Annotated in this window: 24 protein-coding genes and 1 pseudogene; 16 read left to right on the top strand and 9 right to left on the bottom strand. The window is 65.4% G+C overall.

Features of this window, described 5'->3' with window-relative positions:
* Window positions 1-10: 10 nt before the first annotated feature.
* The 3 genes from RR49_RS08805 to RR49_RS08800 are packed head-to-tail and all read right to left on the bottom strand — an operon-like array spanning window position 11 to window position 2,281.
* Window positions 11-250, bottom strand: coding sequence for a DUF2188 domain-containing protein (locus tag RR49_RS08805; protein WP_045247703.1), 240 nt, complete (start codon window positions 248-250; stop codon window positions 11-13).
* A complete protein-coding gene (locus RR49_RS15455) occupies window positions 243-1,484 on the bottom strand; it encodes a helix-turn-helix domain-containing protein (protein WP_048809061.1) in 1,242 nt (413 codons plus the stop codon). Before RR49_RS15455 ends, RR49_RS08805 begins: the two co-directional genes overlap by 8 nt.
* Window positions 1,481-2,281: a hypothetical protein gene (locus tag RR49_RS08800; RefSeq protein ID WP_045247702.1), complete on the bottom strand. Its 801-nt coding sequence runs from the start codon at window positions 2,279-2,281 to the stop codon at window positions 1,481-1,483. Before RR49_RS08800 ends, RR49_RS15455 begins: the two co-directional genes overlap by 4 nt.
* A gap of 219 nt (window positions 2,282-2,500) precedes the next feature.
* Between RR49_RS08800 and RR49_RS08795 the strand changes: the two genes are divergently transcribed.
* Window positions 2,501-2,941 carry a helix-turn-helix domain-containing protein gene (locus RR49_RS08795; protein ID WP_045247701.1) on the top strand — a complete coding sequence of 147 codons (441 nt, stop codon included), beginning with the start codon at window positions 2,501-2,503 and terminating at the stop codon, window positions 2,939-2,941.
* Window positions 2,941-3,501 (top strand): PIN domain-containing protein, encoded by a 561-nt coding sequence (locus RR49_RS08790; protein WP_045247700.1) that lies wholly within the window; start codon window positions 2,941-2,943, stop codon window positions 3,499-3,501. The genes RR49_RS08795 and RR49_RS08790 overlap by 1 nt, the downstream gene beginning before the upstream one ends.
* A gap of 109 nt (window positions 3,502-3,610) precedes the next feature.
* Here the strand turns inward: RR49_RS08790 and RR49_RS08785 are convergent, their stop codons facing one another.
* The gene (locus tag RR49_RS08785; protein ID WP_045247699.1) at window positions 3,611-3,979 is read right to left on the bottom strand and encodes a hypothetical protein; all 369 of its coding nucleotides are present in this window, start codon (window positions 3,977-3,979) and stop codon (window positions 3,611-3,613) included.
* 154 nt (window positions 3,980-4,133) lie between these two features.
* Window positions 4,134-7,676 (bottom strand): MobF family relaxase, encoded by a 3,543-nt coding sequence (mobF, locus tag RR49_RS08780; RefSeq protein ID WP_045247720.1) that lies wholly within the window; start codon window positions 7,674-7,676, stop codon window positions 4,134-4,136.
* Between the two features lie 229 nt (window positions 7,677-7,905).
* Between mobF and RR49_RS15450 the strand changes: the two genes are divergently transcribed.
* Window positions 7,906-9,081 carry a DNA cytosine methyltransferase gene (locus RR49_RS15450; protein ID WP_245610973.1) on the top strand — a complete coding sequence of 392 codons (1,176 nt, stop codon included), beginning with the start codon at window positions 7,906-7,908 and terminating at the stop codon, window positions 9,079-9,081.
* Window positions 9,082-9,198: 117 nt separating this feature from the next.
* Here the strand turns inward: RR49_RS15450 and RR49_RS08770 are convergent, their stop codons facing one another.
* The gene (locus tag RR49_RS08770; protein ID WP_045247697.1) at window positions 9,199-10,020 is read right to left on the bottom strand and encodes a helix-turn-helix transcriptional regulator; all 822 of its coding nucleotides are present in this window, start codon (window positions 10,018-10,020) and stop codon (window positions 9,199-9,201) included.
* A gap of 167 nt (window positions 10,021-10,187) precedes the next feature.
* On the opposite strand from RR49_RS08770, the gene RR49_RS08765 reads away from it, so the two are divergent.
* Window positions 10,188-10,928 (top strand): SDR family oxidoreductase, encoded by a 741-nt coding sequence (locus tag RR49_RS08765; protein WP_045247696.1) that lies wholly within the window; start codon window positions 10,188-10,190, stop codon window positions 10,926-10,928.
* A gap of 22 nt (window positions 10,929-10,950) precedes the next feature.
* Here RR49_RS08765 and RR49_RS08760 read toward each other — a convergent pair whose 3' ends face one another.
* Complete coding sequence (locus RR49_RS08760) at window positions 10,951-11,871, bottom strand: oxidoreductase (protein WP_045247695.1); 921 nt, start codon at window positions 11,869-11,871, stop codon at window positions 10,951-10,953.
* A 23-nt stretch (window positions 11,872-11,894) separates the two neighbouring features.
* Here RR49_RS08760 and RR49_RS08755 point away from each other — a divergent pair, with 23 nt between their 5' ends.
* Both RR49_RS08755 and RR49_RS08750 read left to right on the top strand, forming a co-directional pair.
* On the top strand, window positions 11,895-12,779 hold the full coding sequence (locus tag RR49_RS08755; RefSeq protein WP_045247694.1) for a MurR/RpiR family transcriptional regulator: 885 nt from the start codon (window positions 11,895-11,897) through the stop codon (window positions 12,777-12,779).
* On the top strand, window positions 12,779-13,639 hold the full coding sequence (locus RR49_RS08750; RefSeq protein WP_045247693.1) for an EamA family transporter: 861 nt from the start codon (window positions 12,779-12,781) through the stop codon (window positions 13,637-13,639). Before RR49_RS08755 ends, RR49_RS08750 begins: the two co-directional genes overlap by 1 nt.
* Window positions 13,640-13,663: 24 nt before the next feature.
* Here RR49_RS08750 and RR49_RS15445 read toward each other — a convergent pair whose 3' ends face one another.
* Together RR49_RS15445 and RR49_RS15440 are read right to left on the bottom strand one after the other, a co-directional pair.
* Window positions 13,664-14,203 (bottom strand): MaoC/PaaZ C-terminal domain-containing protein, encoded by a 540-nt coding sequence (locus RR49_RS15445; protein WP_048809056.1) that lies wholly within the window; start codon window positions 14,201-14,203, stop codon window positions 13,664-13,666.
* A complete protein-coding gene (locus RR49_RS15440) occupies window positions 14,200-14,859 on the bottom strand; it encodes a CGNR zinc finger domain-containing protein (protein WP_084603852.1) in 660 nt (219 codons plus the stop codon). The genes RR49_RS15445 and RR49_RS15440 overlap by 4 nt, the downstream gene beginning before the upstream one ends.
* Window positions 14,860-14,900: 41 nt before the next feature.
* Between RR49_RS15440 and RR49_RS08740 the strand changes: the two genes are divergently transcribed.
* The 10 genes and pseudogenes from RR49_RS08740 to RR49_RS08700 all read left to right on the top strand — a co-directional run.
* Window positions 14,901-16,106 carry an MFS transporter gene (locus RR49_RS08740; RefSeq protein ID WP_045247691.1) on the top strand — a complete coding sequence of 402 codons (1,206 nt, stop codon included), beginning with the start codon at window positions 14,901-14,903 and terminating at the stop codon, window positions 16,104-16,106.
* A 187-nt stretch (window positions 16,107-16,293) separates the two neighbouring features.
* Window positions 16,294-17,262 (top strand): helix-turn-helix domain-containing protein, encoded by a 969-nt coding sequence (locus RR49_RS15435; protein WP_084603851.1) that lies wholly within the window; start codon window positions 16,294-16,296, stop codon window positions 17,260-17,262.
* 274 nt (window positions 17,263-17,536) lie between these two features.
* Window positions 17,537-18,625, top strand: coding sequence for an ArdC-like ssDNA-binding domain-containing protein (locus RR49_RS08735; protein ID WP_425411864.1), 1,089 nt, complete (start codon window positions 17,537-17,539; stop codon window positions 18,623-18,625).
* The gene (locus RR49_RS08730) at window positions 18,622-19,560 is read left to right on the top strand and encodes a bifunctional DNA primase/polymerase (protein WP_045247689.1); all 939 of its coding nucleotides are present in this window, start codon (window positions 18,622-18,624) and stop codon (window positions 19,558-19,560) included. The genes RR49_RS08735 and RR49_RS08730 overlap by 4 nt, the downstream gene beginning before the upstream one ends.
* Window positions 19,561-19,577: 17 nt before the next feature.
* On the top strand, window positions 19,578-20,252 hold the full coding sequence (locus RR49_RS08725) for a DUF2637 domain-containing protein (RefSeq protein WP_045247688.1): 675 nt from the start codon (window positions 19,578-19,580) through the stop codon (window positions 20,250-20,252).
* The gene (locus RR49_RS08720; RefSeq protein WP_048809052.1) at window positions 20,249-20,653 is read left to right on the top strand and encodes a hypothetical protein; all 405 of its coding nucleotides are present in this window, start codon (window positions 20,249-20,251) and stop codon (window positions 20,651-20,653) included. The genes RR49_RS08725 and RR49_RS08720 overlap by 4 nt, the downstream gene beginning before the upstream one ends.
* 115 nt (window positions 20,654-20,768) lie before the next feature.
* Entirely contained in the window at window positions 20,769-21,608 is an 840-nt protein-coding gene (locus tag RR49_RS08715) for a hypothetical protein (protein ID WP_245610972.1), read from the top strand.
* 6 nt (window positions 21,609-21,614) lie between these two features.
* Window positions 21,615-22,643, top strand: a complete 1,029-nt coding sequence (locus RR49_RS08710) for a ParB N-terminal domain-containing protein (RefSeq protein ID WP_045247686.1) — start codon at window positions 21,615-21,617, stop codon at window positions 22,641-22,643.
* A 41-nt stretch (window positions 22,644-22,684) separates the two neighbouring features.
* Window positions 22,685-23,374 carry a hypothetical protein gene (locus tag RR49_RS08705; protein WP_045247685.1) on the top strand — a complete coding sequence of 230 codons (690 nt, stop codon included), beginning with the start codon at window positions 22,685-22,687 and terminating at the stop codon, window positions 23,372-23,374.
* Between the two features lie 13 nt (window positions 23,375-23,387).
* Window positions 23,388-24,566, top strand: a pseudogene (locus RR49_RS08700) (M23 family metallopeptidase); the annotation flags it as partial.
* Window positions 24,567-24,576 lie beyond the last annotated feature (10 nt).

Here is a 24,576-nt window from a genome sequence, read left to right as displayed (position 1 = left end):
GTTTAGTCCCTCAGCCCTTGGACGAGCGTGGGTCGTTCCCACGAGGGATCGTGTCCTGCTCGCGGATAGTGCCCTTGAGTGAGCGCACCTGCAGTTCGCCCCCGCCGTCGTTGCGGAGGATGTCACGAGCTCGATTGATGCCCTCAGCCTGTGTGGGGGTGACGGCGCTCGCTCGGTCGGAGCCGGGTTTGCGTACTTCCCAGTTCCCGTCGTCTCGGCGCTGGACGACGCGCTTGTTCGGTTCAGTCATGGGTCTCTCCTTGTGTGAGTTGGGAGTCTTGTGCATCGTTCTCGTTCTCGTTCTCGGCGCGCGCGCTCAGTCGCGGCAGCAGAGATACAACTTTCTTGCTCTCGGGTAGCGAGTGGTCAGCATCAGCCTGATCCGGTTCTGGGGCATGAGGGGTGCGTGCTGTGACGAGGCGGAAGAGTTCTGCCGGTACACGGCATTGCTCGATGAGGCTGAGTTCTTCGATGCCTTCGTTTTCAAGTAGCTCGATCGCTCGTGGCAGCAGGGATGGCTGTTCGATAGCCGTGATGAGGCCGGGTTCGTTGCGTCGCCAGCCTCGCGTGGACAGGGTGACCATCGCATTGCGATAGGAGACGTCGCCGAGTCGTCCGAGGCGCCGTGCCCGGTAGAGGAGCGCCTGGATGCTCACTCCCCACTGTTCTTTGAGTTTGGCGAGGGTGACCCAAGCGCTCCGGTTCATTGCCGTTGGTAACAGGTCGGCTATCTCGGCTTCTGGCATCAGCAGCTCTGAGGCGAACCTGTGAGCCTGTTCCTCAACGATTCGTCCGCCGGGTTCTGCGTCGCTGTGCATAATGAGGTGGCCCAGCTCGTGGGCGACGTCGAAACGCTGTCGGTAGTAGTCGCGCTTCACGGGGTTGAGGATCACTACCGGACGCAGGTGGCTGTCGAAGGAGTAGGCGTCTACTGAGGCAGTCTGGTTCGGGCTGAAGACAACGAGGACTCCGTGGTTCTCCAAGGCGCGCACCAGGTGCCCGGCTGGTCCTGTACCGAGCGCCCATGCATCGCGTAGCTCCTGCGCGGCCCGCTCGGGACCGTCGCCTTCAAGGTCATCCAGTTCGACAGGCATGGATGGCAGGTCGACGTCTGGTAGCTCGACGTGACGCTCTAGGGATTCGGCGATGTCGAGGGCGATCTGTCCGTAGGCGAAGGCTTGGTCGCGTGCGAGCTGGCTCGTTGATCGCAGCGACCGGAAGTGTGGGAGGGCGCTGGCCTTGGCGACATCATTCGGGCGTGCGGCGAAGAACCCTGGATCGACTGAGAGTCCAAGAGCGAGCTGGGCGACGGTGGAGGGAGTCGGCGTTTTTGCGCCTGTCTCCCATGCCGATACTGCGGTTGGGCTTTTCTTGATCAGTGCCGCAAGATCGCTCTTGCGAAGCCCTGCCAGGTGACGCGCCATGGTCAGGCGCGCACCGTCGAAGAAGGCTGCTGCGGTCGCTGTCCGGTCGGTTCTGTTCACTGACCAACCTGTCCGTGGTTTGGCTGCTCAGCCGCCGGACGGCGGAGCTTGACCGGGGCGTCAGGCGTCGTGTCGGGACTGACAGGCATGGGCGCGCTCGGACGCAGGCGTCCACCATCCGCCGGAGGTGTCTGCAGAAGGTCGTGCTTCCAGTACCAGGCGGAGCCACCCCCGGAGTTCAGGCGAGGCTGGCCGATAACAAGTTCGCGACCGCCGCGCTCGGCATCCAGGGAGTGCCCTACGACCAGGGTGTGCAGGTCGAGCTTCGAGCCAGCCATCAGGGTTGCCAGGCCAGCCTGTTCGTCGCTTGTGAAGTGGTCGAACAACGTCGGCGGGTCAGGTTCGTCCGTCGGCTGCTGCGCGACGCGCTGCTTCGTGGTGCTCTTTTGCGGCCACGGCACCTCATCAAGTTTGCCGAACGCAGACGAGGCGAGGAGCCAACGAGTTCCCTCGTGCGACCAACCAGGACTTCCGCTGAGATCAGCGCGCCCAACGAGCTCAGGATCAAGTGCGGGAAGGGTCGTGATGTCGCGCTCGGTCAGTTCCGCGTGGAGAAGGTCGAGGCTCGTCTGCCCGTCCGTTCCTTCCGCGACGGCGTAGCGGCGGCATGAAAACACGCGATCGAGGCGATCGCGGAAGAGAGTGAACCGAGTCACGCCGACCCACGTCGCGTCGTGGCCCGCGGCCTCCGAATAGTCTTCCAGCACACGGTCCGCAGCCGACAGGAAGGCCCAGCGGATGCCCGCCAGCACACCAGCACGATCCAGCGCGCCTACCAGGTCATCTCGTTCACTCATATGACGAGAGTACACCCGGAGGTAGTAAATTACGCATCAAAGCAAACCGCGTGTCGTGCCGAGTGCCCAAAACTGTTCACCTTTGCCTTCTCCCCACACCATCCTGGGGCGACGAGCCGCTCGTCTTCCCTGTGGGCGGGCCGAACGCCACCTCTTCCAGGCCGCCTCGGGTACACTTATTGCGACTGCTTCGATTGTTTCGATTAGGAGGATGGGCTGATGAGCGACATCGCGACGCTGGTTCCTGAGCCGGCCGACACTGAGCTGGCGGTATCTGCTCTGCGCGGGCTCGACGCAGTGCTCGGCGCTGAGGGTCCGGTGCGATTGCATCTGGCTGGGCAGGTCGGCGATGTGGAGGTGCCCCGGTCTGCGCTGGCCGCACTGGCGCAGGTACTCGACAGCTTTGCGCACGGCGAGGGCGTGACCGTTCTTCCCTCGCAGGCAGAGCTGACGACCCAGCAAGCTGCCGATGCGCTGCGTGTATCGCGACCGTTCCTGATTGGGCTGCTCGACGACGGACAGATCGAGTACCGCACGGTAGGTACGCACCGTCGTGTCAAGGCGGCGTCGCTGATCCGCTACCTGCGTGAAGACGACGAGCGCCGCCAGTCTGCTGCTGACGCGCTGACCGCGGAGACCCGCGAGCTCGGATTCGCCTGATGCAGGTCGTCGTCTACGACGCCAACGTGCTCTACCCCTCCACCCTGCGGGATGTACTGATCCGGGCAGGGCTCGCAGGCCTGGTGCGGCCGAAGTGGACGGAGCAGATTCTCGATGAGGTGTTCCGAAACCTGCGCGTGAACCGCTCTGACCTCGACCCCACGCGACTGGATCGCACTCGCCGCCTGATGAATGAGGCGATCCGTGACGTAACGGTCACCGGCTACGAGCACCTGATCGACCAGCTCGATCTTCCCGATGCCGACGACCGGCATGTCCTGGCCGCTGCAATCCACGCTGGCGCTCAAGTGATCGTCACCCACAACCTCCGCGACTTCCCCGCCGACCGGTTGAGCTCGTGGGATGTGGAAGCGCAGCATCCCGACGGCTTCCTCACCGGTCTGTTTCAGGACCACCCGGACGCCCTCGGCAGGATCGTCGCCGCTATCACAGCGGTGTGGGGCGGCGAGACCAACTACGGGGATGTCCTTGACAGTCTCTCCATCGATGCGCCGGGCACCGCTGATCTCTTGCGCGAAACGTTTGGTGATCGCGGGTAGATCCCGGCCCGCCAGCGTCAATACCTTCACGCGACGCGAAGGTATTGACCGCTCCCAAAGAAGACAATCCTCGGTTCCGAGCAGGGGGCTGACGGCTGCGAGCGCACGGTCACGAGTGGAACTCGACGGATTCATGCGTCTCCACACGATCGATCTGAGACCCGCTCCGTCGGGCGGCAGCCTCTTGGATGCGGGCACGGATCAGGAGGATCAGGCTGACCGGCCCAATGATGGTCAGCTTCATCGCGTTCCAGATGAACAGGATGACCAGGAGGTGGAGCCATCCGGGGCCACCGTCTTCGATGAGTTCGCGGCACACGGCTGCGGCGAGGAGGTATGGGATGGCGAGGAGCATCGCAGGGATGCCCCACTTGAGGCCGCGCCGGGTGCGGATCGCGTCGAGGAGCCGGCTGGTTGGCATGTAGCGGCGCAAGTAGGTGCGGGTATGGACGCTGAGGGTCCAGAGGAGTCGGAGCATGGCGGAGTCCTGTCGTGGTCTCGGCGACAAGAACCTTGAAGGACTCACCCGCGAAGGTGGAGCCATACTGTCGCGACGAGCGACAGCGCATATTTAGAGGCCGCCTCGCCTTCCACTCTACGACGGACCCCGGACAGCCGGAAGGCCCCGCCGATCAGAGCGTGCGGCCTGTGCTCTCGCGCTCGGTCGTCCGACGCCCACGTTCCGGCTTCGGCTTTGTGATGCATTGTGCCTGCGCGAGTGCAGCTTGTGCACGCGCCTGGTCGATCCTCTGCGCCACCGACTCAGCAGAGACTGTGCCGAGTGGTGTCGCAGTGGTGATGGCGTATCGGTCGCGGTAGGCGGCAACCACTCTGGCCTGCTGCCTCCACACTCTCTCAGCGCGTGGATCTTTCGGGATCGGCCCGAGCGCTCGCACCCACGGCTGTCTGCCGTGGAAGGCAGCGTCGAGAATCGCATCTGCTCTGGTCTCGATGAGATCGCGTCGCTCGTCGAGGGCCTGCCGCATCTCCGGAGCCATCTGACCGTTTGCTTCGGGGATGAGGCCGGCGATCAACCGTGGAGCCTTACGGACTCGGCCAGACCCAGCAGGCCGCGCGCTGGCTCGTTCGATCCGGTGGTGGAGGACGGATGCGAGGTCATCGGCGTCGCCGAGCGGCCTGGCGTTGACGAGGCGCGGAAGCAGAGCGTCAACGTCGTGGTGGTTGGCTTCGGCGCGGCGAAGTTCAGCGGAGAGCGCACCGTAAGCGTCGGAGTTCACGATGTCGTCGACCTGCTCGTCGCTGAGGCCGGATGTGCGCATGAGCCTCGCCCAGCGGTCGTGTTGTGCTGCTTGGGCGATGGTTTCGTACTCGGCTGCGAGCTGCGCGATCGACCCCCACCGCTCCTGCTCGGCGGTGATGGCTTCGTGGGCGGAGGGTTCGGCTCCGACGTGTTGCAGGACTCCGTAGAGCACGGACCTCGCGGTGGCGTCGGTGTTGTCGCTGGGGTGCGGGTGGTGATGGTCGTGGTCGGGCTGGTCGGTGACGACGTAGGCGTGGTTGGCGTGGCGTCCGCGGGTCATGGCGACGTAGAAGTTCTCCCGCGTCGTCGTCACCGTCACCACGGTGTGGGCGGTGTCGGTGGTGACGCCTTGCGCCCTATGAGCGGTGACAGCGTAACCAAGATCAACGAATTCTGAGACGTAGGCGGCGGGCAGGATGATCGCTCCGCCGAACCGCTTACCGTGGGGTCGGATGGTGATGGAGCCGTCGTCACGGACGTTGGTGATCTGCCACCGGTCGCCGTTGCGAACCCAAGTGTGCCGGTTCCGCAGGCGCCGGTCATTGCGGCGGGTGATGATCGTGTCTCCGGCTGAGGCAGTGCTGCCGTCGTGCAGCTCGATCTCCTTTATCGGGGTGATGGTGCCGTCGATGATGAGGTCGGCGCGAGCCCGGTTGTTCAGGGCAGTGACATTCTCGTTCGTCTCTGCGATCAGGATCGACGCACGGCCTGCCTGGGTGTCGGCACGCCACGCGGCATAGGCGGCATCGGTCGAGGTGTCGGTGTCTCCGTCGTGGATGCGCTGGTGGGTGAGGTAGGTGTCGATGATCTCGGTGCGGCCGTGACGCAAGGACAGCGAGGCGGTCTTCTCCCACTCGTTCGTGAACCGGTGAATATCGACCAACTCGGGCGCATCGTCACGATCAGAGACCAGGAGGCTGAACGCGCCACCGGCATCAACGGATTGGAGCTGCGCGTAATCGCCGACCAGCAGCACCTTCGCCCCCGCCTGATCCGCGGCGTGCGTGATGCGATCGAGGGAGATCGTTCCGGCGAGTGAGGCTTCGTCCACGATGACGAGCTGCCCGGCGGTGAAGGTGGTGCCGTGGAGGGTGTGGTTGCTCCACCACTTCGCCGTGTTCTCCGTTGTGATCCCGAGGTCTTCGGCCAGCACCGCAGCAGCGACAGCGGAGGGTGCGAGGCCGACGACAGAACCCCTGCCGTGTTCGGCCTCCCATGCTTGCCGTAGCGCGGACATGGCGGTGGTCTTCCCCGCCCCAGCAGCGCCGACGAGAACGTCAATCTGGCGGCCGGAGACGGCGACAGCGGTGAGCGCCGCGGCCTGGTCATCGCTGAGCATCCTCCCCTGCCGATCAGGCCGGTTGGTGATCTTCTCCACCGTCTCCAACGCCACAGTCGGTGCAGTGGTGGCGCGGGAGCGTTCCAAGAGGCGGTCTTCTGCTTCGAGGATAGTTTTTGATGAGTAAACGTTGGCGTGCGCTGGCCTAAACCTGCTCGACCCATCCGCCCGCCGAAACAGCACCGGACTCGACGCCAGATCCAGCGGCGACAACCGCAGAGAAGCTTGTTCAGCGGCGTCGGCGACCATGCCGGTGATCGCCTCCCGATCCTGCATCGAGGCGAACCGCCACCCCATCAACTGCCGAGACGCCTCCGCGTGCAGATTCCACCGCTGCCACGTCGAACGCTTCTCACCGACCGTCTCCATCACCGCCTGCCCGATCTCGCCGATCAGATCGAGCGGTACATCGTCGGCACGCAGCACCAGCACGGGCGGATTCGCGGTGAGAGCACGAGCCCAGGCGGTTGCATCCTGTCCGAGGACCCGCCCCGCGCGGTCACGCCAATCGGCGGTGAGCTCGGCCAGAGAGTGGATCTCTTTCTCGGGGCGAGTGGCAAGAGTTGCTTGGGCTCGGAGCTTCAGGACGGTCCTGGCGGTGGGTTGCTTGCCGTGCTGGGCGACGTACTCGGCGATGAGGCGTTCCTTCTCCGCCTCAATGTGTCGGGTTCGGGTGGAGAACTCGTCCATCAGCTCTTGCGGAACTCCTGTGATCTCCCACCCGGGGCTCCGGTCGCGTCCGCGGTCTCGGGCTTCCCAGGTCAGGCCGAGGACGCGGGTGAGCTGGTCGGCGAGGACCGCGTTGTACATCTCCGAGATCGCCACCACCGCCTGATGCATCGGCCGCCCTGCCAGCGTCCGCCACTTCCCGTCCTGCACAGTGAAGACCTTGTTGCTCACCACGACATGGGTATGCAACTGCGGATCACCAGCCCGCGAGTCGTAGTGATCAAACGCTGCGGCGGCGACGCCTGCGACATCGACGTGTGCAACCGCTCCGTCGGGTCCGGTTGCGCCCACCCTGGTCGATGCAACCTCACGCTCCATAAACGCAACCAACTCCGCAACCGCCGCGTGATGAGCGTCTGCGATCAGCGCCTGCGTGCCCGCATCGGCGACAGCCCAGAGCGTTGAGACGGACTTCGGCACGCTGAACGTGTAATCAAACCCCGCCACCGCACGCCGCGTGCCACGCTCGGCCTCTTCGGCTTCGATCTGGACGATCTGCTCCGCCCGTGTGGACGGCCCCAGATCAGTAGGCAAGGCGTTGGTTCGGGCTTCGATGCGCTCGGTGACCGACGCGAACTGCTGATACGCCCGCCCCAACGGAGCCTTCGTGATGGGGTCGTGGCCCATCCCGATCAGAAGCTGAAGCTGCGCCTCACTCACCTGGGCACCGTCGGTGAGCTCCCCGTTCCCAAGCGTCGAGAGTCCGGCGCCGAGCCAGTGACCGGGCGGGTTCCCGGCCTCAGCGTAATACCGCGTCAACGGCGTCGAGAGGGAACGATCGCCATCACCGGCAGCGACGGATCGCAGGAGGTATTTGTAACCGTCGCCGGCGGACATGACACGCATCGAGACCGTCACCCGGCACCTCCTTCTGGACAAGAGGTGAGCGTCCGATGACCGCCAGCGATCGCGGCGCTCGCGGGGCGGCGCGCCTCTTCTGAAAGACGTGTGGCAGCTCAAAACGAGGGTCGGAAGCAGGAGTCCGAATCGTGGCTCTCGGGAGGTGATCCGCGCCAGCGGAGGCGGCGGCGTGAGCGCACCTGGCAGGTGACCTGAACGGCGACAGAACTCCGACGTGGAGCCCGGCCAAGGTCATCGACCAGGCGGAGCCACGCTGCACGAGGAGCAGGCGACCAACCCGGACCGGCTGATGCGTGTCGGTTCGCTGTTCTCCGGGTACGGGGGTCTCGATCTCGCGGTCGAACACGTCTTTGGTGCTGAGACGGTCTGGTTTTCCGAGATCAATGAACCCGTCGCCCGCGTCTTCGCCCACCACTGGACAGACGCCCCCAACCTCGGCGACATCACATCGATCAACTGGCATGACGTGCCATCGGTGGACATTCTCTGCGGAGGTTTTCCTTGTCAGGACGTGAGCACGGTAGGCAAGCGTGCTGGCCTCGCACCTGGCACTCGCTCCGGCTTGTGGGCGCAGATGGCGACAGCGATCGAGATCCTGCAACCACAGTTCGTCGTGATCGAGAATGTCCGCGGCCTGCTCTCTACCAAAGCGATCCGCCCCACCCAGCAAGGAGCATCCCCCGATGCACGCAACCCCAACGACGCAACCGGCACCGATGCCACCGCAGCCCTTCGCGACCTCGAACCCGACCCGTGGGGTCTGGGAGACCAGCCAGCCCGACCTCTACGGGCGCTTGGTGCCGTACTCGGAGACCTGGCCGACCTCCGGTATGACGCGCGGTGGCTCGGCATACCCGCTTCCCTCGTCGGCGCGCCGCATCCACGGTTTCGCATCTTCGTCCTCGCGCGACGCGCTGTTCCGAACCCCTCTGGCCTCGGACTCGGCCAGGGGTGGGGAGACGCTAGATCAGGTGAAAGCGCGCCGCGGGACGATCGCTCTCAGCCATCAGGTGATCGACCTGATGACCCGGCGTGGTCGGCACCCGATATCGGACACAACGTTCGCGCTGATCGAGGAGTTCTTCGACGCTGGGGACGTTACGCCCCCGCCATTTCCCGATGGGAACGCATCATCGGACGGCCAGCGCCATCCCCGGCGATTCTGAACCAAGCTGGCGTCTGGCGTCCTGCACCCGATTTCGTGGAATGGCTTATGGGGCTACCCGATGGATGGGTCACCGCTCCGCACCTCGGCCTGACCAGTGCACAGCAGCTTGCTGCGCTTGGCAACGGCGTAGCACCGCGACAGGCGTCGATAGCTCTTCAAACCCTGCTTCGCTGTGAGGGGCAGCCGAGCGTGCACTGCCATTCGGGGACGTCGGCGAACTGAGCGATTGGACGGCGCGATACAGGCGGGATCCGACCGCGTGCGACCCGCGAGATACCAGCCATTACAGGAGAGAGATCTGCCTGAACTGAGCACTGTCGGTTCCCAAGGCCCGCGCTCCTACTCAGCGGTGAGGGATGCGAGCAGGTCAAGTTTCTCGGCGTCTGCGCTGTGCTCAGCCGGGTAGTAGACGACAAGGACAAGGTCGTCGATCGGCATCTTCTCGCGGTGGAGGCGCAGCGCGCCGAGACTCGGATGATTGACAACCGCGGTGCCACCCGCGAGCTGCCGGATATCATGCCGAGCCCACAGTGTGCGGAAACGTGCGCTGGCGAGCGAGAGCTCGCCGACGAGTTCGATGGCGCGCGGGTCATCGGTCTCGTCGCCGAGAGAACGACGGAAAGCAGCGATGAAATCGTCGACGGCCGTCTCCCAGTCCTCGTGGAAGTCGCGCTCGGCGGGGTCCAGCATCAACGAGCGCAGTCGGTTGTTCCCTGGCTCCAGGCGGGGGTTGAAGGCGATCGCGAACGGATTGGCAGCGAGGACGTCGAAGTAGCGGTTCTCGATGAACGCGGGCATGTTCAGCGCTGCGAGCATGTCGCGCAGCCGGGCAGGCACCCGCTCAGCGCGCCCGGAGGCTTTCGCGCGGCGGACACGGGGGCGCGGGCCGCCGAGGCTCATCAGGTGGTCGGCTTCGATCTCGTCGAGGCGCAGCACCCGGGCGAGCGATTCCAGTACCTGGCGCGAGGGGTTCTTGTCGCGGCCACGTTCGAGCCTGAAGTAGTAGTCAGCGCTAATACCGGCGAGGAGCGCAACCTCCTCACGCCGAAGACCGGGGACTCTGCGCCCCGATCCAGCAGGGATGCCCGCCTGCTCGGGAGTGACCAGCGCACGGCGTGCGCTCAGGTACTCCCCGAGCCGGTTGTCGTTGTTGCCGTCCATGCGATCAACGGTAGCCATTCCCCACCGATCGAAAGGTGCCCTGTCAGGACGCGGATCAGCGGGGTCCTTCCTCGGCTTCGACCATCGGCCGAGCATGGATGCATGCCGGCGATCGAGCCGGGGAGACCATCCGGCCCATAGTCGGAGACGGACAAGTGAGGAAGCACATGGATATCAGCGGACGTACCGTCCTGATCGTCGGAGGTACCACGGGAATCGGACGTGCCCTCGCCCAGCGATTCGTTGACGCGGGCAGCACGGTCGTTGTCGGCGGGCGCAACATCGAGCAGGTCGACGGCGTCGAGACGGTGCGCATCGACGTCACCGATGCGGCGTCGGTCGCTCAGGCGCGCGATGAGGTGCTGGCGAAGCACCCCGAGCTCGACGTCGTCGTGACGATGTCGGGGGTCATGCTCACTGAGGACCTGCGCGACCCGGACCACATCGCCCAGGCCGAGACCACGATCTCGGTGAACCTGCTCGGCACGATCCGCGTGATCGATGCGTTCACCCCGCACCTGCTCGGCCGTGGCGCCGGTGACATCATCACCGTTTCCTCGGGCATCGGCTTCCTGCCGTTCCCGCTCATGGCGACGTACGGCGCCTCGAAGGCGGCCGTGCACTCGTACACCGAATCGCTACGCGCGCACCTCGCTGGAACTGGTATCGCTGTGACCGAGCTGATCCCGCCGGCCGTCGCTAACGCCGGCCAGGAGAAGCTCAACCCGAATGCTCTGCCTATGGGCGACTTCCTCGACGAGATCATCGGGCTGCTCACCCAGAACCCGACTCCGAAGGAGATCGTCGTCGAGCGCGCCAAGCCCCTCCGCTGGGCTGAGCACGACGACACCTACGAGGAGCTCCTCGCCGCTCGGTCCCAGTCGCTCAGTAATCTCTCCGGACGCTGAGCCGGAGCAGCAGCGTCCCGGGTCATCCGGGGCCGTCGCTTGTGGCGGCGAGGAGCGCAGTGATGGCGTCGCTGATCGGCGTGTGGATGTCGTGTCTGCGCGCGAGACGCGAGATGACGCCGTTGCGGATACCCCATTCGAGCGGCCGGCCGGCTTCTCGGTCGGTGAGGATCGACGTGCTCATATCAGCCGGGAAGGCCTGGAAGCGGGCCAGGATGGCAGCGGGCACGTCATCGCTCAGGGTTACTCCTTCCGCATGCGAAACGGCCAGGCACTCTTTCAGATAGTCGAGAGTGAGATCCGCGAAGTCAGGGCGGGTGAACACGCCGGCACGCCGACCGGTGAGCGCCATCAGCCCGGCAGCGGCATTCTGGAGAAGCTTGCGCCAGGCGAGAGCGGTGAAGTCGCCCGCGAGTTCGACCTGGCAGCGCGTGTCGCGCAGGACATCCGCGATGCGCTCCGCCTCCGGTGATGCGGGAAGCGTCAGCCAGGGCTCGCCCCGCAGGAGGATGGTGCCGTCTTCCTGCGACTGCGCCGGGAACCAGACGACCGCGGGGACGACCTCTACTCCCTCAGGAACATGGGGTCGAACGGCAGCGATCTGCTCGACGCCGTTCTGCAACACGCAGACCACGGTCCCGGGGGCGCACAAAGCACGCAGCCAGGGGGCTGCCGCCGCGGTCTGGGTGGCCTTGACCGCCAAGAAGAGCACATCCGCCTTCTCAGGCTGCGCAGCAGGATCGGTGCGCACGGGGCCGGGAACGACGATCCGGCGGTCGCCGTCGATCAGGGTGAGCTCTGTTCGCGGCGTGCGACCGTAGAGCGTCGGTGTGTTGCCTGCCTCATGGAGCAGTGCGGACACCGTCGTCCCTATGGCTCCCGGGCCCACGACTCCAACGCGCTTGCGCTCCCTGAAAGAACTCGGTTGCTGCTCTGTCACCATGCCCCAATGTTACGCTATTACCTATGGCAAGATCATCAAGTAACTCCGTTTCTGCCGCCGAGGATCCGCTGCGCCGCTGGCTCGGAACGGTTCAGGCGCGGAGTGCGGGGCTGGTGGCAAGCGAGGCAAAGGTTGTCGACCTCGTGCTGGAGGACCCGTTGTTCGTGGGAAGGAGCACGACGGCGCAAGTCGCCGAGCGAGCAGGGGTCTCGGCGCCGAGCGTGGTCCGTGCCGCCCGCGCAATCGGTTTCTCAGGCTTCGCCGAACTGAAGCTGGAGATCGCCCGCGCTCGCGGAACAGCGGAGTTCTTCGCCCCGCCACACACGCTCACGAGCACCGATTCGACACGCACGATCATCGACACGACAGCGCGCACAGGGATCGACGCGCTCACCGCCCTCAGCGGCGCGATCGACCCGGACGCTCTCGACCAAGCGGTCTCCGCGATTTGTGGCGCGGGGCAGCTCCTCGCCTATGGTGCGGGCCCATCGGCGACGGTCGCGGCCGATGTCGTGTTCCGGCTGCGGTCGCTGGGCGTGCGGACATCGGGCGTCGTCGATCACGAGTCCGCGATGATCGCGGCACGCCTGCTCGACCCCGGCGACGTCGTCGTCGCCGTCAGCTCGACCGGTCGCACCGACATGACCGTCGCGATCGCCGACGCCGCCGCGACCGCCGACGCGACCGTCATCGCCATCACCAACCAGTACGGCACACCACTCACCGATGTCTCCGCCGTCGCACTCGTCGTGGGCGGCGCGCCGCTGACGACGCAGATGGCTGCTGCCGGGAGCCGTCTGGCGCAGCTTGTCGTCGTCGACGCTCTCGCGGCAGCACTGGCACTGCGCGATCCCGACCGTGTCTCGCGCGCCGAGCGGGCCGGGATCGACCTGCCCGACATCACCTGATGCCACCAGTCACCGTTGCGATCGTCCTCATCGCCGCAGTCGCCCACGCTGGCTGGAACCTCGTATCGAAGTACAAGAAGGGCGACACGCTGCTGTTCGTGGGCGCCTACACGACCGCTTCCGCGATCCTGTGTCTCCCTCTCGCGATCGGTGCCGCCGCCACCGGTTCGCAACCGATCACCTGGACCCTGGTCGCCGCTGCGGCCGTGTCCGCCGCCCTGCACCTGACGTACTCGCTCACCCTGCAGGCGGGCTACGACCGAGCCGACCTCGGAGTCGTCTACCCGATCGCTCGCGGCGTCGGACCGCTGCTCACCATCGTGATCGCTATCTTCCTGCTCGGAGAACGCCCCACGGCACTGGCGATCATCGGAGCGCTCGTCATCCTCGCAGGCATCCTCGTCGTCACGGGCAACCCCTTCCAGAGAACGGGCAACCGCCCCCTCCGCGGCATCGCATGGGGTACTACCACCGGAGCCACGATCGCCGCCTACACGCTGTGGGACGCGTTCGCGATCGGCTCCATCGGGCTCGCACCCGTCAGCTACTACGCCGGCACGCTCGTCGTCCAGGTCGCATTCCTGGCCCCAGCCATCATCAGACGCCGCACAGCGTTCGCGAACACCCTCCGCGTCAATCGCGCGCCTATCGCCGCGGTCGCCGTGCTGTCCCCGCTCGCGTACATCCTTGTGCTGACCGCAATGCAAACCTCACCCGTGGCACTCGTCGCGCCACTGCGGGAGGCATCCATCGTGATCGGCGCGCTCCTCGCCTGGCGTCTCTTCGGCGAAGGACACCTCGCCCGGCGTCTGATCGGCGCCGTGATCGTACTTGCCGGCATTGCCGGCATCAGCCTGTAGTCGCAATGCCAGACCAGGTACGACTCAGCGACTTTCTCCGCGTTTGATCGCCTTTTCGCCGCTCTCAGCACCCGGTGCTGCGGCCTGAGCTCCAACGTCGCGTCTCCAGCCTATGAGCGTGATTCGCGCGCGCTGCCGGATGTCGCCGTTCTGGTTCAGAGTTTGGTAGCCCACGGTGATCGATCCGCGACCGGGCCGGCTCTTCGACGGCGTGATCGTGTCGATTCGGGCAACAACCCCGAGTTCGTCATTCGGTCGTGTCGGGCTTGGCCACTCGATCTCCACGCCTTTGCCGATGATTCCTGTAGCCAAGGGCAAAGCCTGCGCGAGCAGTTTCATCGACAACGCAGCAGTATGCCATCCGCTCGCAGCGAGTCCTGCGAAGAAGCTGTCTCGGGCCGCCGTGACAGAGAGATGGAATGTCTGCGGGTCAAACTGTTCGGCGAAGGCAATGATGTCTTCCTCGCGCAGGAGCACAACTGGCGAATGGAACCGCATTCCGACTGCGAGGTCGTCAAGCCAGAAGCCGTCCGGATTCGCAACATGCAAGCCGGGTGAAGTCATCTTCCCAATTCCTTGATCGAGCGATCGTCCGTCACGTCAACGTCGGCGGTGTGCTCTCTCGGTTGGCGCGAACGTGCGCGGTGCGCGGCGGCTTTCGCTCGGTTACCGCACTGGCTCATTGAGCACCAGCGACGCTCTCTCGAACCGGACGGGAGCACGTAGATCATGCGGCATTCCTCGCTCGCGCACTCCCGGAGTCGATGACGCACGTCAGGGCTTGCGAGGATGTCCAGCAGGTCCCGAGCCGCGCGGGCGCACATCGCGCTTTGGCTGAGTGCCACCATCCGAGCTTGCGGTCCATGCAATGTGTTCGCCAAGCGGGGCGGGGGAACATCGGCGCTGGCCCACCGCTCTATCCGCTGCACGGCGAACGATGACACGGGTCGCTCGTGTACGACCCCAGACAGCACTTCCCAGGCATCCTCGCGAAGCTCACGCAACTCCGTCAGCAGCGCTCCCCGATCCACGCTCGCATCGACCTCGATACCTACACCGACGAGCCACTGTTCCAGGGCCCCCTCGCCGTCGAGGCGCTCGACGCGATGCTCTTCGCCAGCGCCCCGCCGCCCGACGGTTGCGGTGAGATTGAGAACGAGGGAACCACCGTCGAAACGAAGCTTCCGCAGTGCCGTGCTGGTTCGAAGGTCGGTAGCCATGCAACTATAGTAACCGATAGAACGGTTACTTAGGAGAGTACATGGGAACTCGATTGCCTGGTTGGGCACGCGTCGCGACCGGTATCACCGTCGTGGGGTGGGGAGCGAACCAGTTCGCTGCTCTGCTACCGGTGTACCGGGAGACCGCCGGCCTGCCGGACTCGTTCATCGCCCTCGCGTTCGCTACCTACATCGTGGGTCTCATCCCGGTGCTCTTCGTCGCCGCCGAGATCGCGGACCGAGTTGACCGACGGTGGCCGGTCCGGGTTGCGGTCATCCTGTCCGCTGTCGCCTCTATCGTGCTGTGCCTCGGCTCGCAGGAGGCCTGGCTTCTCCTTCTGGGCAGGTTCTTCTCCGGTGCGGCCGCTGGCGCGGTTCTCGGTCCAGGCACGGCATGGGTAACCGACCTGTCTGCGGATGACCGCTCCGCTGCTCCGAAGCGGGTGGCGGTCGCGCTCTCCGTCGGATTTGGTGGCGGCCCGCTCGCAGCAGGACTCGTCGCGCAATGGGCACCCCTGCCGGAAGTCCTGCCCTACGCCCTCCATCTGCTCATCTCGGCCATCGCGGCTGCGCTGCTGTGGCGGGCCCCAGATACTTCCCTCGACAACGAAGAACTCGTCGAGCAGGCTGAGGTCTCCGCCACAGAACTCGTATCGAGACGCCGAGCGAGTTTCTGGAGCGCGATCACGACACGGCCCTTCCTCTGGACCATTCCGCTCACGGCACCGTGGGTCTTTAGCGCTGCGACGATGAGCTTCGCCGTGATCCCGTCGGTCATCCATGTCCAAGGATTCGAGGCCGCCACAGCGGGGATCATCACGGGACTCACCATGGGCACCGGAGCACTCATCCAGCCTTTGGCGCAACGCATCGAGCGTGGGAGGGCCGGACGAGCCTTCCCTCTAGGAATGGGAATCGCCGCTCTAGGGATGCTCCTGGCCGCAGGAACCTTCGCGGCTCGGCTCACCGTCCTGATGCTCCCCAGCGCTATCGCCCTCGGCGCCGCATACGGCTTAGTGCTCGTCGCAGGTCTTCGTCGCATGGAGGAGATCGGTCACCCGAAAGATCGCGCACGGCTCAACGCCGCGTTCTACTCGCTCTCCTATATCGGCTTCGCCCAGCCACTCGTCTTTGCACTCGTCGCAGTGACGCCGAACGCCCAAACTCTCTCCGCGGTCCTCGGTGCCATCGTGGCCACGGTAACCACGATCGGCATCGCGATCAGATCCAGAGAGTCCCATGCATAGTGGCGACCACACCATATGTGTTCGACGTCGAGCAGGCCGATATCACCTTTGCTCGCGCATCGACCTGCTCTGTGAACCGGCAGCCTCTCGGTCGTCGGATCATGGACATACGCGCAATCTCCTTCTCGCTGTTACAACGAGTCCGGCCAGCCCACGCCACCAATTGGGCTGAGGAAGCGGATGGGACGTGTCCGCCGAACCGGCCGGCGAGAGCAGACTTCGTGAGGCGAGCGACCCTGCGATAGACGCGTCGCCCGGAGAACAGTTCGGGCTCATGTCAGCGATCGAGATACTGCGCTGCGTCCCGACGCAGGAGTTGACGTTTCCGGTCGTCACGCTCATCCACGTACTGTCCGGAAAGATCGATCTTTGTACGGATGTGGCGATACAGCGCTTGGCGCCCGGGTCAGCGGTGGCGCTCGGCTCGCACAAGCGGCATCAACTGTTGCCACTGTCGCCATCACGGTTGTGGGTGATCTATGCGGACGAACCCTTCATTAGGGCGCAGATGCGCTGGCTCTTGCGGTCACGGCAGCGCGTTCGTCGAGGCGTGCATCCTGATGACTGGGACGGCAACTCCCTTGTACTTACCCCAGGAATCGAGTCCTTTCGGCGGCTGGAACCGATCTGGCGACAGCTGAGCATGCTTCCAGATACGTGTTCATCGCCCGAAGAGACATCGATTCGCACAATCGAGCTTCTAGCGAGGTGGGTTGGCACAGTCGCACCGGTCTTCCTTACCGAAGACAGCCGCTCTCTCCACGTGCCCACCCGGAATCAAGTGCCGGCTTCGAGGCGGCAGGCAGATCCGGCAATGATTGGGCACGTCGGGCGGGCTGCGCGGCTGCTTCGGGAGCGCATGGGCGAGCCGTGGACTGTTACTTCACTGGCCCAAGAACTCGCGCTGTCTCGTACGCACTTAACACGGCTGTTCTCGACGCACATGGGGGCCAGCCCAATGCGATTTCTTACCGAAGTTCGCTTGACCGAGTTCAGCCGCCTGATTGATGAGACTGATCTCTCAGTTCATCAAGCGTCACAAGCCGTCGGCTGGGCCGATCCGCGTGTCGCCTCCGCATGGTTCTCACGACGATTCGGAGTAACGCCGACACGCTACCGACATCGTCTGCCCGCGACCCGCAGCGAAACTGCGTAGCGGCGAGTTCCCTCGCGCTCGACGGGCGTGAGGCCCACTCGAACTCGTCGTATGAACCGCGTTACTCATCACGTGACCCGGACAGGCCCCAAAGGCTCGACATCGCTGCGAGCCAGGAGATAGACCAGATCGAACTCGTCGGGTCTGGTCAGATCCCTGGCGGTCACGCACCTCGTTTCGTTCCTGCCAGTGCTCGCGCACGTCCCGGCGCACCTCATGGTCGCAAGGGCTCTCGGCTGTCATGTCATGGGCCTCGCCGAAAGGAGGTCCGATGATGGCGACGAAAGAGGAAATCCGAGCGGCACGGGATGCGAAGCTCGACGAACTCCACGAGCGCCTGACCGGTGCCGTCGAGACGCTGGTCTCCGGTAAGGACTGGGGGCGCGCTCTAGCGTTCGCGGCCAGGTTCAGGTCACGGAGCTTCAACAACACGCTGCTGATCTGGTTCCAACACGAAGCGAACTACTCGGCGGGGCGGGTGCCTGAGCCGTTTCCGTCGTTGGTGGCTGGGTATCGGCAGTGGCAGCAGCTCGGCCGCCAAGTTCAGAAGGGCCAGCCGGGGTTGCAGATTTTCGCCCCTGTCACGGGCCGGTTCGCTTCGGCGACGCCGGCAGTTGCGGATTCGTGGCGGCGGTTGGAGCGGGGTGAGAAGCCTCGTCCGGGTGAGGTGGTGCGATCCCGGATGATCGCCGCCCGCCCTGCGTACGTCTGGGATGCCTCCCAAACCGATGGCGATCCGATACCGGAACCTCCGGCACCGAAACTCCTCGAAGGTGAAGCACCAACCGGGCTCTGGGAGGGCCTGTCGGCGCAGGTCGTCGCTGCGGGGTTCCGTGTGCTGCGGGTGCCGCATGAGGGTATGATCCACGGCGCCAACGGCATGACCGACTGGGATGCCAAGTCGGTGGCGGTGCGGGAGAACATGGACCCCGCTGCCCAAGTAAAAACCCTCGCGCACGAACTCGGGCACGTGCTGCTGCACAACCCCGATGACGAGGACGCTCGGCACCATCGCGGGATCGGTGAGGTCGAGGCGGAATCCGTCGCCCTCATGGTGGGTGCGGCGCACGGGATGGACACCAGCGGGTACACGATCCCGTACGTCTCGACCTGGGCCGCCCGTGTCGATGGGAAGGAGCCTGTTGAGGTGGTGAAGGCCACCGGCGAACGCGTCCGCAAGGCCGCGCTCGGGATTCTCGATCAGCTCGACACAGTGGTGGTCGCCGACGGCACCCCACCAGGTCTGGAACGCGACGCTGCGCAGCAGGAGAAGCCGCAACGTGCGGCGGCCCGGCCGGTGAAGCCAGTGTCGGAGCGTAGTGAGCCCGTGCGGGCTGCGGCAACGGTGGGGCGGGGGCTGTGATGGCTACTCACGATGCGTTCTCGGAGGTGTTGTTGCGGCTGAATGGGCGCTGGCCGGTCTCGGCTGCTGCTCGCGAGTTCGCCACGGCCGGGGTGCCGGTGTTTCCGTGTGTGTCGGGGGCGAAGCGTCCGCTGACCGAGCACGGCTTCTACGACGCCAGCACCGACCCGGCCTTGGTGGATGCGTGGTGGCGGCAGCATCCAGGAGCGAACGTCGGCCTCCCCACCGGCGCCTCTTCCGGGGTCGTGGTCGTCGATGTCGATGTTCACGGCTCGGTCAACGGATTCGAAGCGATGAACCGCGCACACCGTGCCGGGCTCATCGATGGGTGGATGTTCACCGTCACGAGCCCGTCGGGTGGCCTGCACGCCTACTACCCAGCCACACCGGACACGGCGCAACCTTCGTGGCAGGCGGCTCGGGCGGGGATCGACTTCCGCGGTGACGGCGGGTACATCATCATCCCGCCCTCCTCCGTCGTCATCCACGGAGCCTCTGTGCCGTATGCGCTGCGACAGATCAACACCGGCCCCGCATCCACCATCGACTCGGGCGGGCTGCGTGACTTCCTCGACCCCAGACCAACATCGCGGCCGGTGTCGCGTGGGATCTCCCCATCGGGTGCGGTACGTGATCGGGATGTGTCGCGCATCGCAGCGTGGGTCGCCACCCGCGGCGAAGGCGAACGCAACCGCGGCCTGTTCTGGGCCGCCTGCCGCCTCGCTGAAAACGGGGTCGCACCGTCTGATGCGCTCGACGTGCTCACCGCGGCCGCCGGACACGCCGGGCTGAGCGAGCGGGAAGTCACCACGACCGTGCGGTCGGCCTACCGCGCCGTCCACCCACCGCCGAGAACATCCAGCACGTCACGGTCTGATGGTTTCGCCCGCCCGCGGCATGCAGCCTCACGTCCAGCGGGTCGGGGGTTGTCGTGAATACGCGGCGGTGGGCGGTGCGCACCGCGGTGGCAGGAACGGTGTTCATCGCGTCCGGCGCGTTCTGGCTGTCTTACACCGCCCTCGCTGACCTCGCCCGTCGCTCCGGGATCGGGGTCGGGCAGGCGTGGGCATGGCCTCTGATCGTGGACGGCATCATCGTCGTCGCGACCGTCGCCGTCGTCGCCCTCGCGGGGCTCCGGGCTGCGTGGTATCCGTGGGCGCTGCTGATTGGTGGTGCGGCGGTGTCGGTGACGGCGAATGCGATCCACGCGATCCTAACCGCGGACACCGACGTGCCCCCAATACTTGCTGCGTCTGTGGCTGCGGTGCCGCCGGTGGTGCTGCTGGCGATCACGCATCTGACCGTGATCCTCACCCGCTCCCCGCAATCCGAACCGGCAATCGAAGCCGATCAGGCCGAGCCGGAACCGTCGAACAGTCCCGACGCTGTTCCTCTCTCCTTCTCCGTGATCGAGCCCGCCCCGGAGATGCCTGATCGTCGTGAGTATGCGGCGGAGCTGCGGTTGTCGGGGTGGTCGAACAAGCGCATCGCTCGGCAGCTCGGGGTGCATCCCTCAACCGTGGGCCGCTGGTTCACCCACCCAGAACGTAAAGACGAGCAAGAACCCCCAGAAGAAGAAACCGAAAACGATTCGCCCGTGTGGGTGGAGGAAGAGAGAACACGATGAACAACGAGAACCCCTGGAACGACGACCGCTCGATGACCACCGAGCACACGTCGGCCATCAAGCGAAACGAGCCGACCAAGAACCCCGCCGAGGATCTGACCCCGGATGCGATCGAGGCCGAAGCAACCCGTCAGCAGGCCATGCAGCTCGCGCAGGAGCAGCATCGGGCACGAGGAGTCGATTGGGTACGCCCCACCGATCTCATGGCCCGCCACTCAGCCACCGTGGCCCGGCGCGGCATCGACTTCCACGCCAACCTCGCCCGCCAAACCCGCACAGGGATCGCAAACGCCTCAACCAAGATCGGAAAGCGAATCGGTCAACTGCCGCCGCTGTCCGCGTTCGGCCGCCGCAGCTCGTCGCGTGAGCCGGTCACTCGTGGTTCGGTCGGGAAGAGCTAGGCCGGTGAGAAGCGATGGACACGAAGGCACTGACACCAGCTCCACTAGGTACAGGTTGTGCACCTGACTGCGGAAGAGGAGGTGTCCGACCATGACCACCAGAACAGCGACCGCGATGCCGGATCGGCCCGAGGACTTCCGCACCGGCGAAGGCCTCCGCACCCTCCTCGTCCGACTCCATGAAGCAGGCCCTGGTGCGTGGGAGCACGATCCGGTCGTTGCGGAACTCATGGCGTATGCCGCCGAGAAGTATGCACCCCTCGCCAGTAAGCACGGCCTGGACCCGTGGGAAGCGGCATCGGCGGCGTTCGATGTCATGCGCACCAGGGCGGCACGCACGGCGGAGAATCCGTGGGGTGTGATCACGCATGCGGTGCGGATCACCTGCATCTTCGAAGAACGCGCCCAAGGACTCCTCTGCTCCGTCCACCAAGCCCGCCGCCCCCACATCTCTTCCTTCCACGATCCCGAGCGGTTCAGCGATCGGGAGAACCCGCTGACGGACTACCATCCGGCGTTTCGGATCATCGACAGCATCGAACTCGGCAAGTACGCCCCAACCGGCGAAGAGGAATCGGACAGTGCGACGCAGTTGGCGATGTCGGCTGCGGAAGACGCAATCGCGTTCCTCGCCATGCTCGGCTGGACACCAGAGACCGCGCGCTCTGGGGTCGAGCACGTGTGCGGGGCTCTCATCAAAGCCGGCTCACGTGCGACAGCGTTCGAAGCATTGCGCCGTGACAAGCAAGTTCGCGTGCTGCTGGATATCCCGTCCGGGTCGTGGCATGCGTTGCTGCGGGCGATGCTCGGCAACCCCGACACCGATCACGCCACGACGGGCGCTGGCCGCGGTGTGCTGCTGCGGCTGCTGATCGGCGAGACGATCCCGCTGCTGCTGCGCGATGACGACCTCGTCCTCGCACTCTCTCTGGCGGCTCCCGGAGCCAGGGAGTGATGGGTGATGAGCGAGCAACCAGTGGGGAGTGTGCAGGTCGAGCGGACCGTCGCCTCGATCCGTGTCGGCAACCGGCACCGTGCTGAACTCGGCGACATCGACGTCCTTGCCGCGTCGATCAAGCGTGACGGGCTGCTGCAACCCATCACCGTGACCCCGGACGGGTTTCTCGTTTGCGGGGCTCGACGTTTGGCGGCGTTGAAGATGCTCGGCATCAAGACCGTGAACGTGTGGGTGCGATCCGGGCTGTCGGATCGGCTCGGGCAGCTGCTCGCGGAGCAGGACGACAACGTGCTCCACAAGCCCCTCACCGCGCTGGAAGCGGCAGCGTTGTATCGGGAGCTCAAGGCGATCATGAGCGAGGAAGCCGCGCTGCGGGAGCAATCCACGCAGTTCCAGAAAGGCCATGCGCCCGGTGAGCATGGGGGTGGACATCTTCCACCCCCACCCGGTCAAGCCGGGAAGACGCGCGAGCAGGCTGCGGCAATGATTCCGGGTGGGGCGTCGTATCGGACCTACGACAAGATCGGCTACGTCGAACAGGTCGCCACCGACCGCAAATACCCCGAGCATGTCCGAGTCGCTGCACAGGCGGCGTTGGATCAGATCCAGGACGGCGGCCCCGTCGACCCGGAATACACGCGCGTCCGCGCCCTCGCCACCAGCATGACCGAGCAAGCCCGCGCGGCCCGGGATGCGGAACTACATCAGATGGCCGAAGAAGCCGTGGCCCGCGTCCAAGCCGAAGCAAAAGCCAAGAAGAAAGAACAGGCGCGGAAGACCCGCCCGGTGTCGCCGGTCGAAGAGGGGATCACGCTGCTGGGGGTGCGGGCATTTGTGCTCACGTGGACCGATCTCGATTCCTGGTGGATCAAGTACGACCTCACCCGGCTCGCCACCGACCTCACCGACGAACAAGCCGACGCCTTTTATACCGTCGTCGAAGGCACGGTGACGTTCGCTGAAGACCTCCGCACCGCCCGCACCGCCACTCGGTCAGCGGCTGAGGACGTAGCACTGGCACCTCTCCGCTAACTGCCCCGCGCGTTGGTGAAGCTGGGGCGCACCTGGGGGTTATGAGAACTCTCGATGTGTCCGACCCTCGCATCCGTCGCCGCCTGATCGCCGCCGCTGCGAGCGGGGTGGTGTTCCTGATCCTCGCCGGGATCGGCATCTACGGCCTCATCACCGGCCCCCGCAACGCCACCGGCACGGATTACCCGACCGGTTCGGAACCGTCATCGATCGCACCCGAAACTCCGGGGCCGACCACTTCGCCGCGGTTGCCGGTGGTGTCGAGGTCGGATGATCCGGAGACCTTCGCCCGGAACGTCGCCGAAGCCCTCTTCACCTGGGATACCGCGTCGGGCTTCTTCCCGTTGGACTACACATCAGTGATCCTCGATGTCGGCGATCCCTACGGTGCTGAGCAGGCGGGCCTCGCGGCCGATGTTGCCGCCTATCTACCAGCGAGAGAGGCGTGGCTCGAGTTGCGGAAGTACCTCACCACCCAGCACCTCACCATCGACAACGCTTATGTGCCGGAGGCGTGGGATACGGCCGTCGAGCAGGCACAGCCGGGCCAGCTCGCAGAGGGAACAACGGCGTACACGATCGACGGCACCCGGCACCGCTCCGGTGTCTGGAACGAGGACCCTGTCGCCAGTGAGCATGCGGTGTCGTTCACGGTGTTCATCGTCTGCCCGCCTGACGGCGACGACTGCCACCTGTTGCGGCTCTCCCAACTCGACACCCCCCTGAAGTAGCAGGGGGTGGATCGTGTTCAAGAAACTCGCCATCGCAGGGATCGCCCTGCTGTTCCTCGCACCCTCGATCATGCTCGTCTCGATCGGGGCGCTCATCAACCCCGCACAGGCCGCGAACGCCACCTGCCTGTCCACCGGCCTGACCGTCGGCACGATCCCGGACGAACTCGACGTGACGGATGCTTCCGGGTACTCGTTCACGCTGAACCATCAGCAGCTCACCCACGCCGCGACGATCATCACCACCGGCTCCGCGATCGAGGGTGTGAATCGTGACGGTGTGCAGATCGCGCTCATGGCCGCGCTGACGGAGTCGACGTTGCGGATGCTGTCGAACACCAGCCACTACCCGGACTCGGCGGACTACCCGAACGACGGCAACGGGTCCGACAACGACAGCCTGGGCTTGTTCCAGATGCGCCCACAATCCGGGTGGGGCACGGTCGCTGATCTCATGGACCCGAACTACCAAGTCCGCGCCTTCTTCGGCGGACCCGCTGGGCCGAACTATCCGTCGCCGCGGGGATTGCTGGATATTGCGGGGCGGGAGTCGATGGACAAGGGCGAGGCCGCCCAATCCGTCGAAGTCTCCGCCTACCCCGACCGGTATCGGAACTATGAGTCGGTCGCAGAGCAGATCCTCCAAGCCCTCACCACCAACACCACAGCACAGCCCGCTGGTGGTGGTGCGGTGTTGGGGCCGGTGCCGGAGACCTCCCGTGTGGTATTCCCGATGCCGGAGGGCACCTGGGTGATGACCAGCCCTTACGGGATGCGCGAACATCCCATCACCGGGGAATACAAGCTCCACTCCGGCACTGACTTCGCCGGCCCCGACGGCACCCCGATCCTCGCCGCCGCTGATGGTGTTGTCACCGTTGCCGAATACTCCGGCGGCTACGGCGGCCTGGTCGTCATTGAGCACACCGTGGACGGGAAGACGGTCGCGACGGCGTATGCGCACTCTTGGGAGACCGGCATCCGCGTCACGGCGGGTGATCGTGTGACCGCGGGGCAGCACATCGCTGATGTCGGCTCCTCGGGCAACAGCACTGGCCCGCACCTGCATTTCGAGGTCAGGATCGGCGGCACCAACGGCGAATACACCGACCCCGCCGTCTGGCTGGAACAGCACGGTGCCGCAGACCTCGACGCTGGCGAGATCACCGATCCGGGCGGCTGCACCACCAGTGAAGGGAACG

The organism is Microbacterium ginsengisoli, from assembly GCF_000956535.1.
Lineage (GTDB): Bacteria > Actinomycetota > Actinomycetes > Actinomycetales > Microbacteriaceae > Microbacterium > Microbacterium ginsengisoli.
This window is presented reverse-complemented; position numbering and strand designations above follow the sequence as displayed.

What these genes read in the sequence shown, in the direction of transcription:
- RR49_RS08805 (WP_045247703.1), bottom strand. Translation starts at nt 250, where the DNA reads ATGACTGAACCGAACAAGCGCGTCGTCCAGCGCCGAGACGACGGGAAC.
- RR49_RS08800 (WP_045247702.1), bottom strand. Translation starts at nt 2,281, where the DNA reads ATGAGTGAACGAGATGACCTGGTAGGCGCGCTGGATCGTGCTGGTGTG.
- RR49_RS08795 (WP_045247701.1), top strand. Translation starts at nt 2,501, where the DNA reads ATGAGCGACATCGCGACGCTGGTTCCTGAGCCGGCCGACACTGAGCTG.
- RR49_RS08790 (WP_045247700.1), top strand. Translation starts at nt 2,941, where the DNA reads ATGCAGGTCGTCGTCTACGACGCCAACGTGCTCTACCCCTCCACCCTG.
- RR49_RS08785 (WP_045247699.1), bottom strand. Translation starts at nt 3,979, where the DNA reads ATGCTCCGACTCCTCTGGACCCTCAGCGTCCATACCCGCACCTACTTG.
- mobF (WP_045247720.1), bottom strand. Translation starts at nt 7,676, where the DNA reads ATGCGTGTCATGTCCGCCGGCGACGGTTACAAATACCTCCTGCGATCC.
- RR49_RS08770 (WP_045247697.1), bottom strand. Translation starts at nt 10,020, where the DNA reads ATGGACGGCAACAACGACAACCGGCTCGGGGAGTACCTGAGCGCACGC.
- RR49_RS08765 (WP_045247696.1), top strand. Translation starts at nt 10,188, where the DNA reads ATGGATATCAGCGGACGTACCGTCCTGATCGTCGGAGGTACCACGGGA.
- RR49_RS08760 (WP_045247695.1), bottom strand. Translation starts at nt 11,871, where the DNA reads ATGGTGACAGAGCAGCAACCGAGTTCTTTCAGGGAGCGCAAGCGCGTT.
- RR49_RS08755 (WP_045247694.1), top strand. Translation starts at nt 11,895, where the DNA reads ATGGCAAGATCATCAAGTAACTCCGTTTCTGCCGCCGAGGATCCGCTG.
- RR49_RS08750 (WP_045247693.1), top strand. Translation starts at nt 12,779, where the DNA reads ATGCCACCAGTCACCGTTGCGATCGTCCTCATCGCCGCAGTCGCCCAC.
- RR49_RS15445 (WP_048809056.1), bottom strand. Translation starts at nt 14,203, where the DNA reads ATGACTTCACCCGGCTTGCATGTTGCGAATCCGGACGGCTTCTGGCTT.
- RR49_RS15440 (WP_084603852.1), bottom strand. Translation starts at nt 14,859, where the DNA reads ATGGCTACCGACCTTCGAACCAGCACGGCACTGCGGAAGCTTCGTTTC.
- RR49_RS08740 (WP_045247691.1), top strand. Translation starts at nt 14,901, where the DNA reads ATGGGAACTCGATTGCCTGGTTGGGCACGCGTCGCGACCGGTATCACC.
- RR49_RS08735 (WP_425411864.1), top strand. Translation starts at nt 17,537, where the DNA reads ATGGCGACGAAAGAGGAAATCCGAGCGGCACGGGATGCGAAGCTCGAC.
- RR49_RS08720 (WP_048809052.1), top strand. Translation starts at nt 20,249, where the DNA reads ATGAACAACGAGAACCCCTGGAACGACGACCGCTCGATGACCACCGAG.
- RR49_RS08715 (WP_245610972.1), top strand. Translation starts at nt 20,769, where the DNA reads ATGCCGGATCGGCCCGAGGACTTCCGCACCGGCGAAGGCCTCCGCACC.
- RR49_RS08710 (WP_045247686.1), top strand. Translation starts at nt 21,615, where the DNA reads ATGAGCGAGCAACCAGTGGGGAGTGTGCAGGTCGAGCGGACCGTCGCC.
- RR49_RS08705 (WP_045247685.1), top strand. Translation starts at nt 22,685, where the DNA reads ATGAGAACTCTCGATGTGTCCGACCCTCGCATCCGTCGCCGCCTGATC.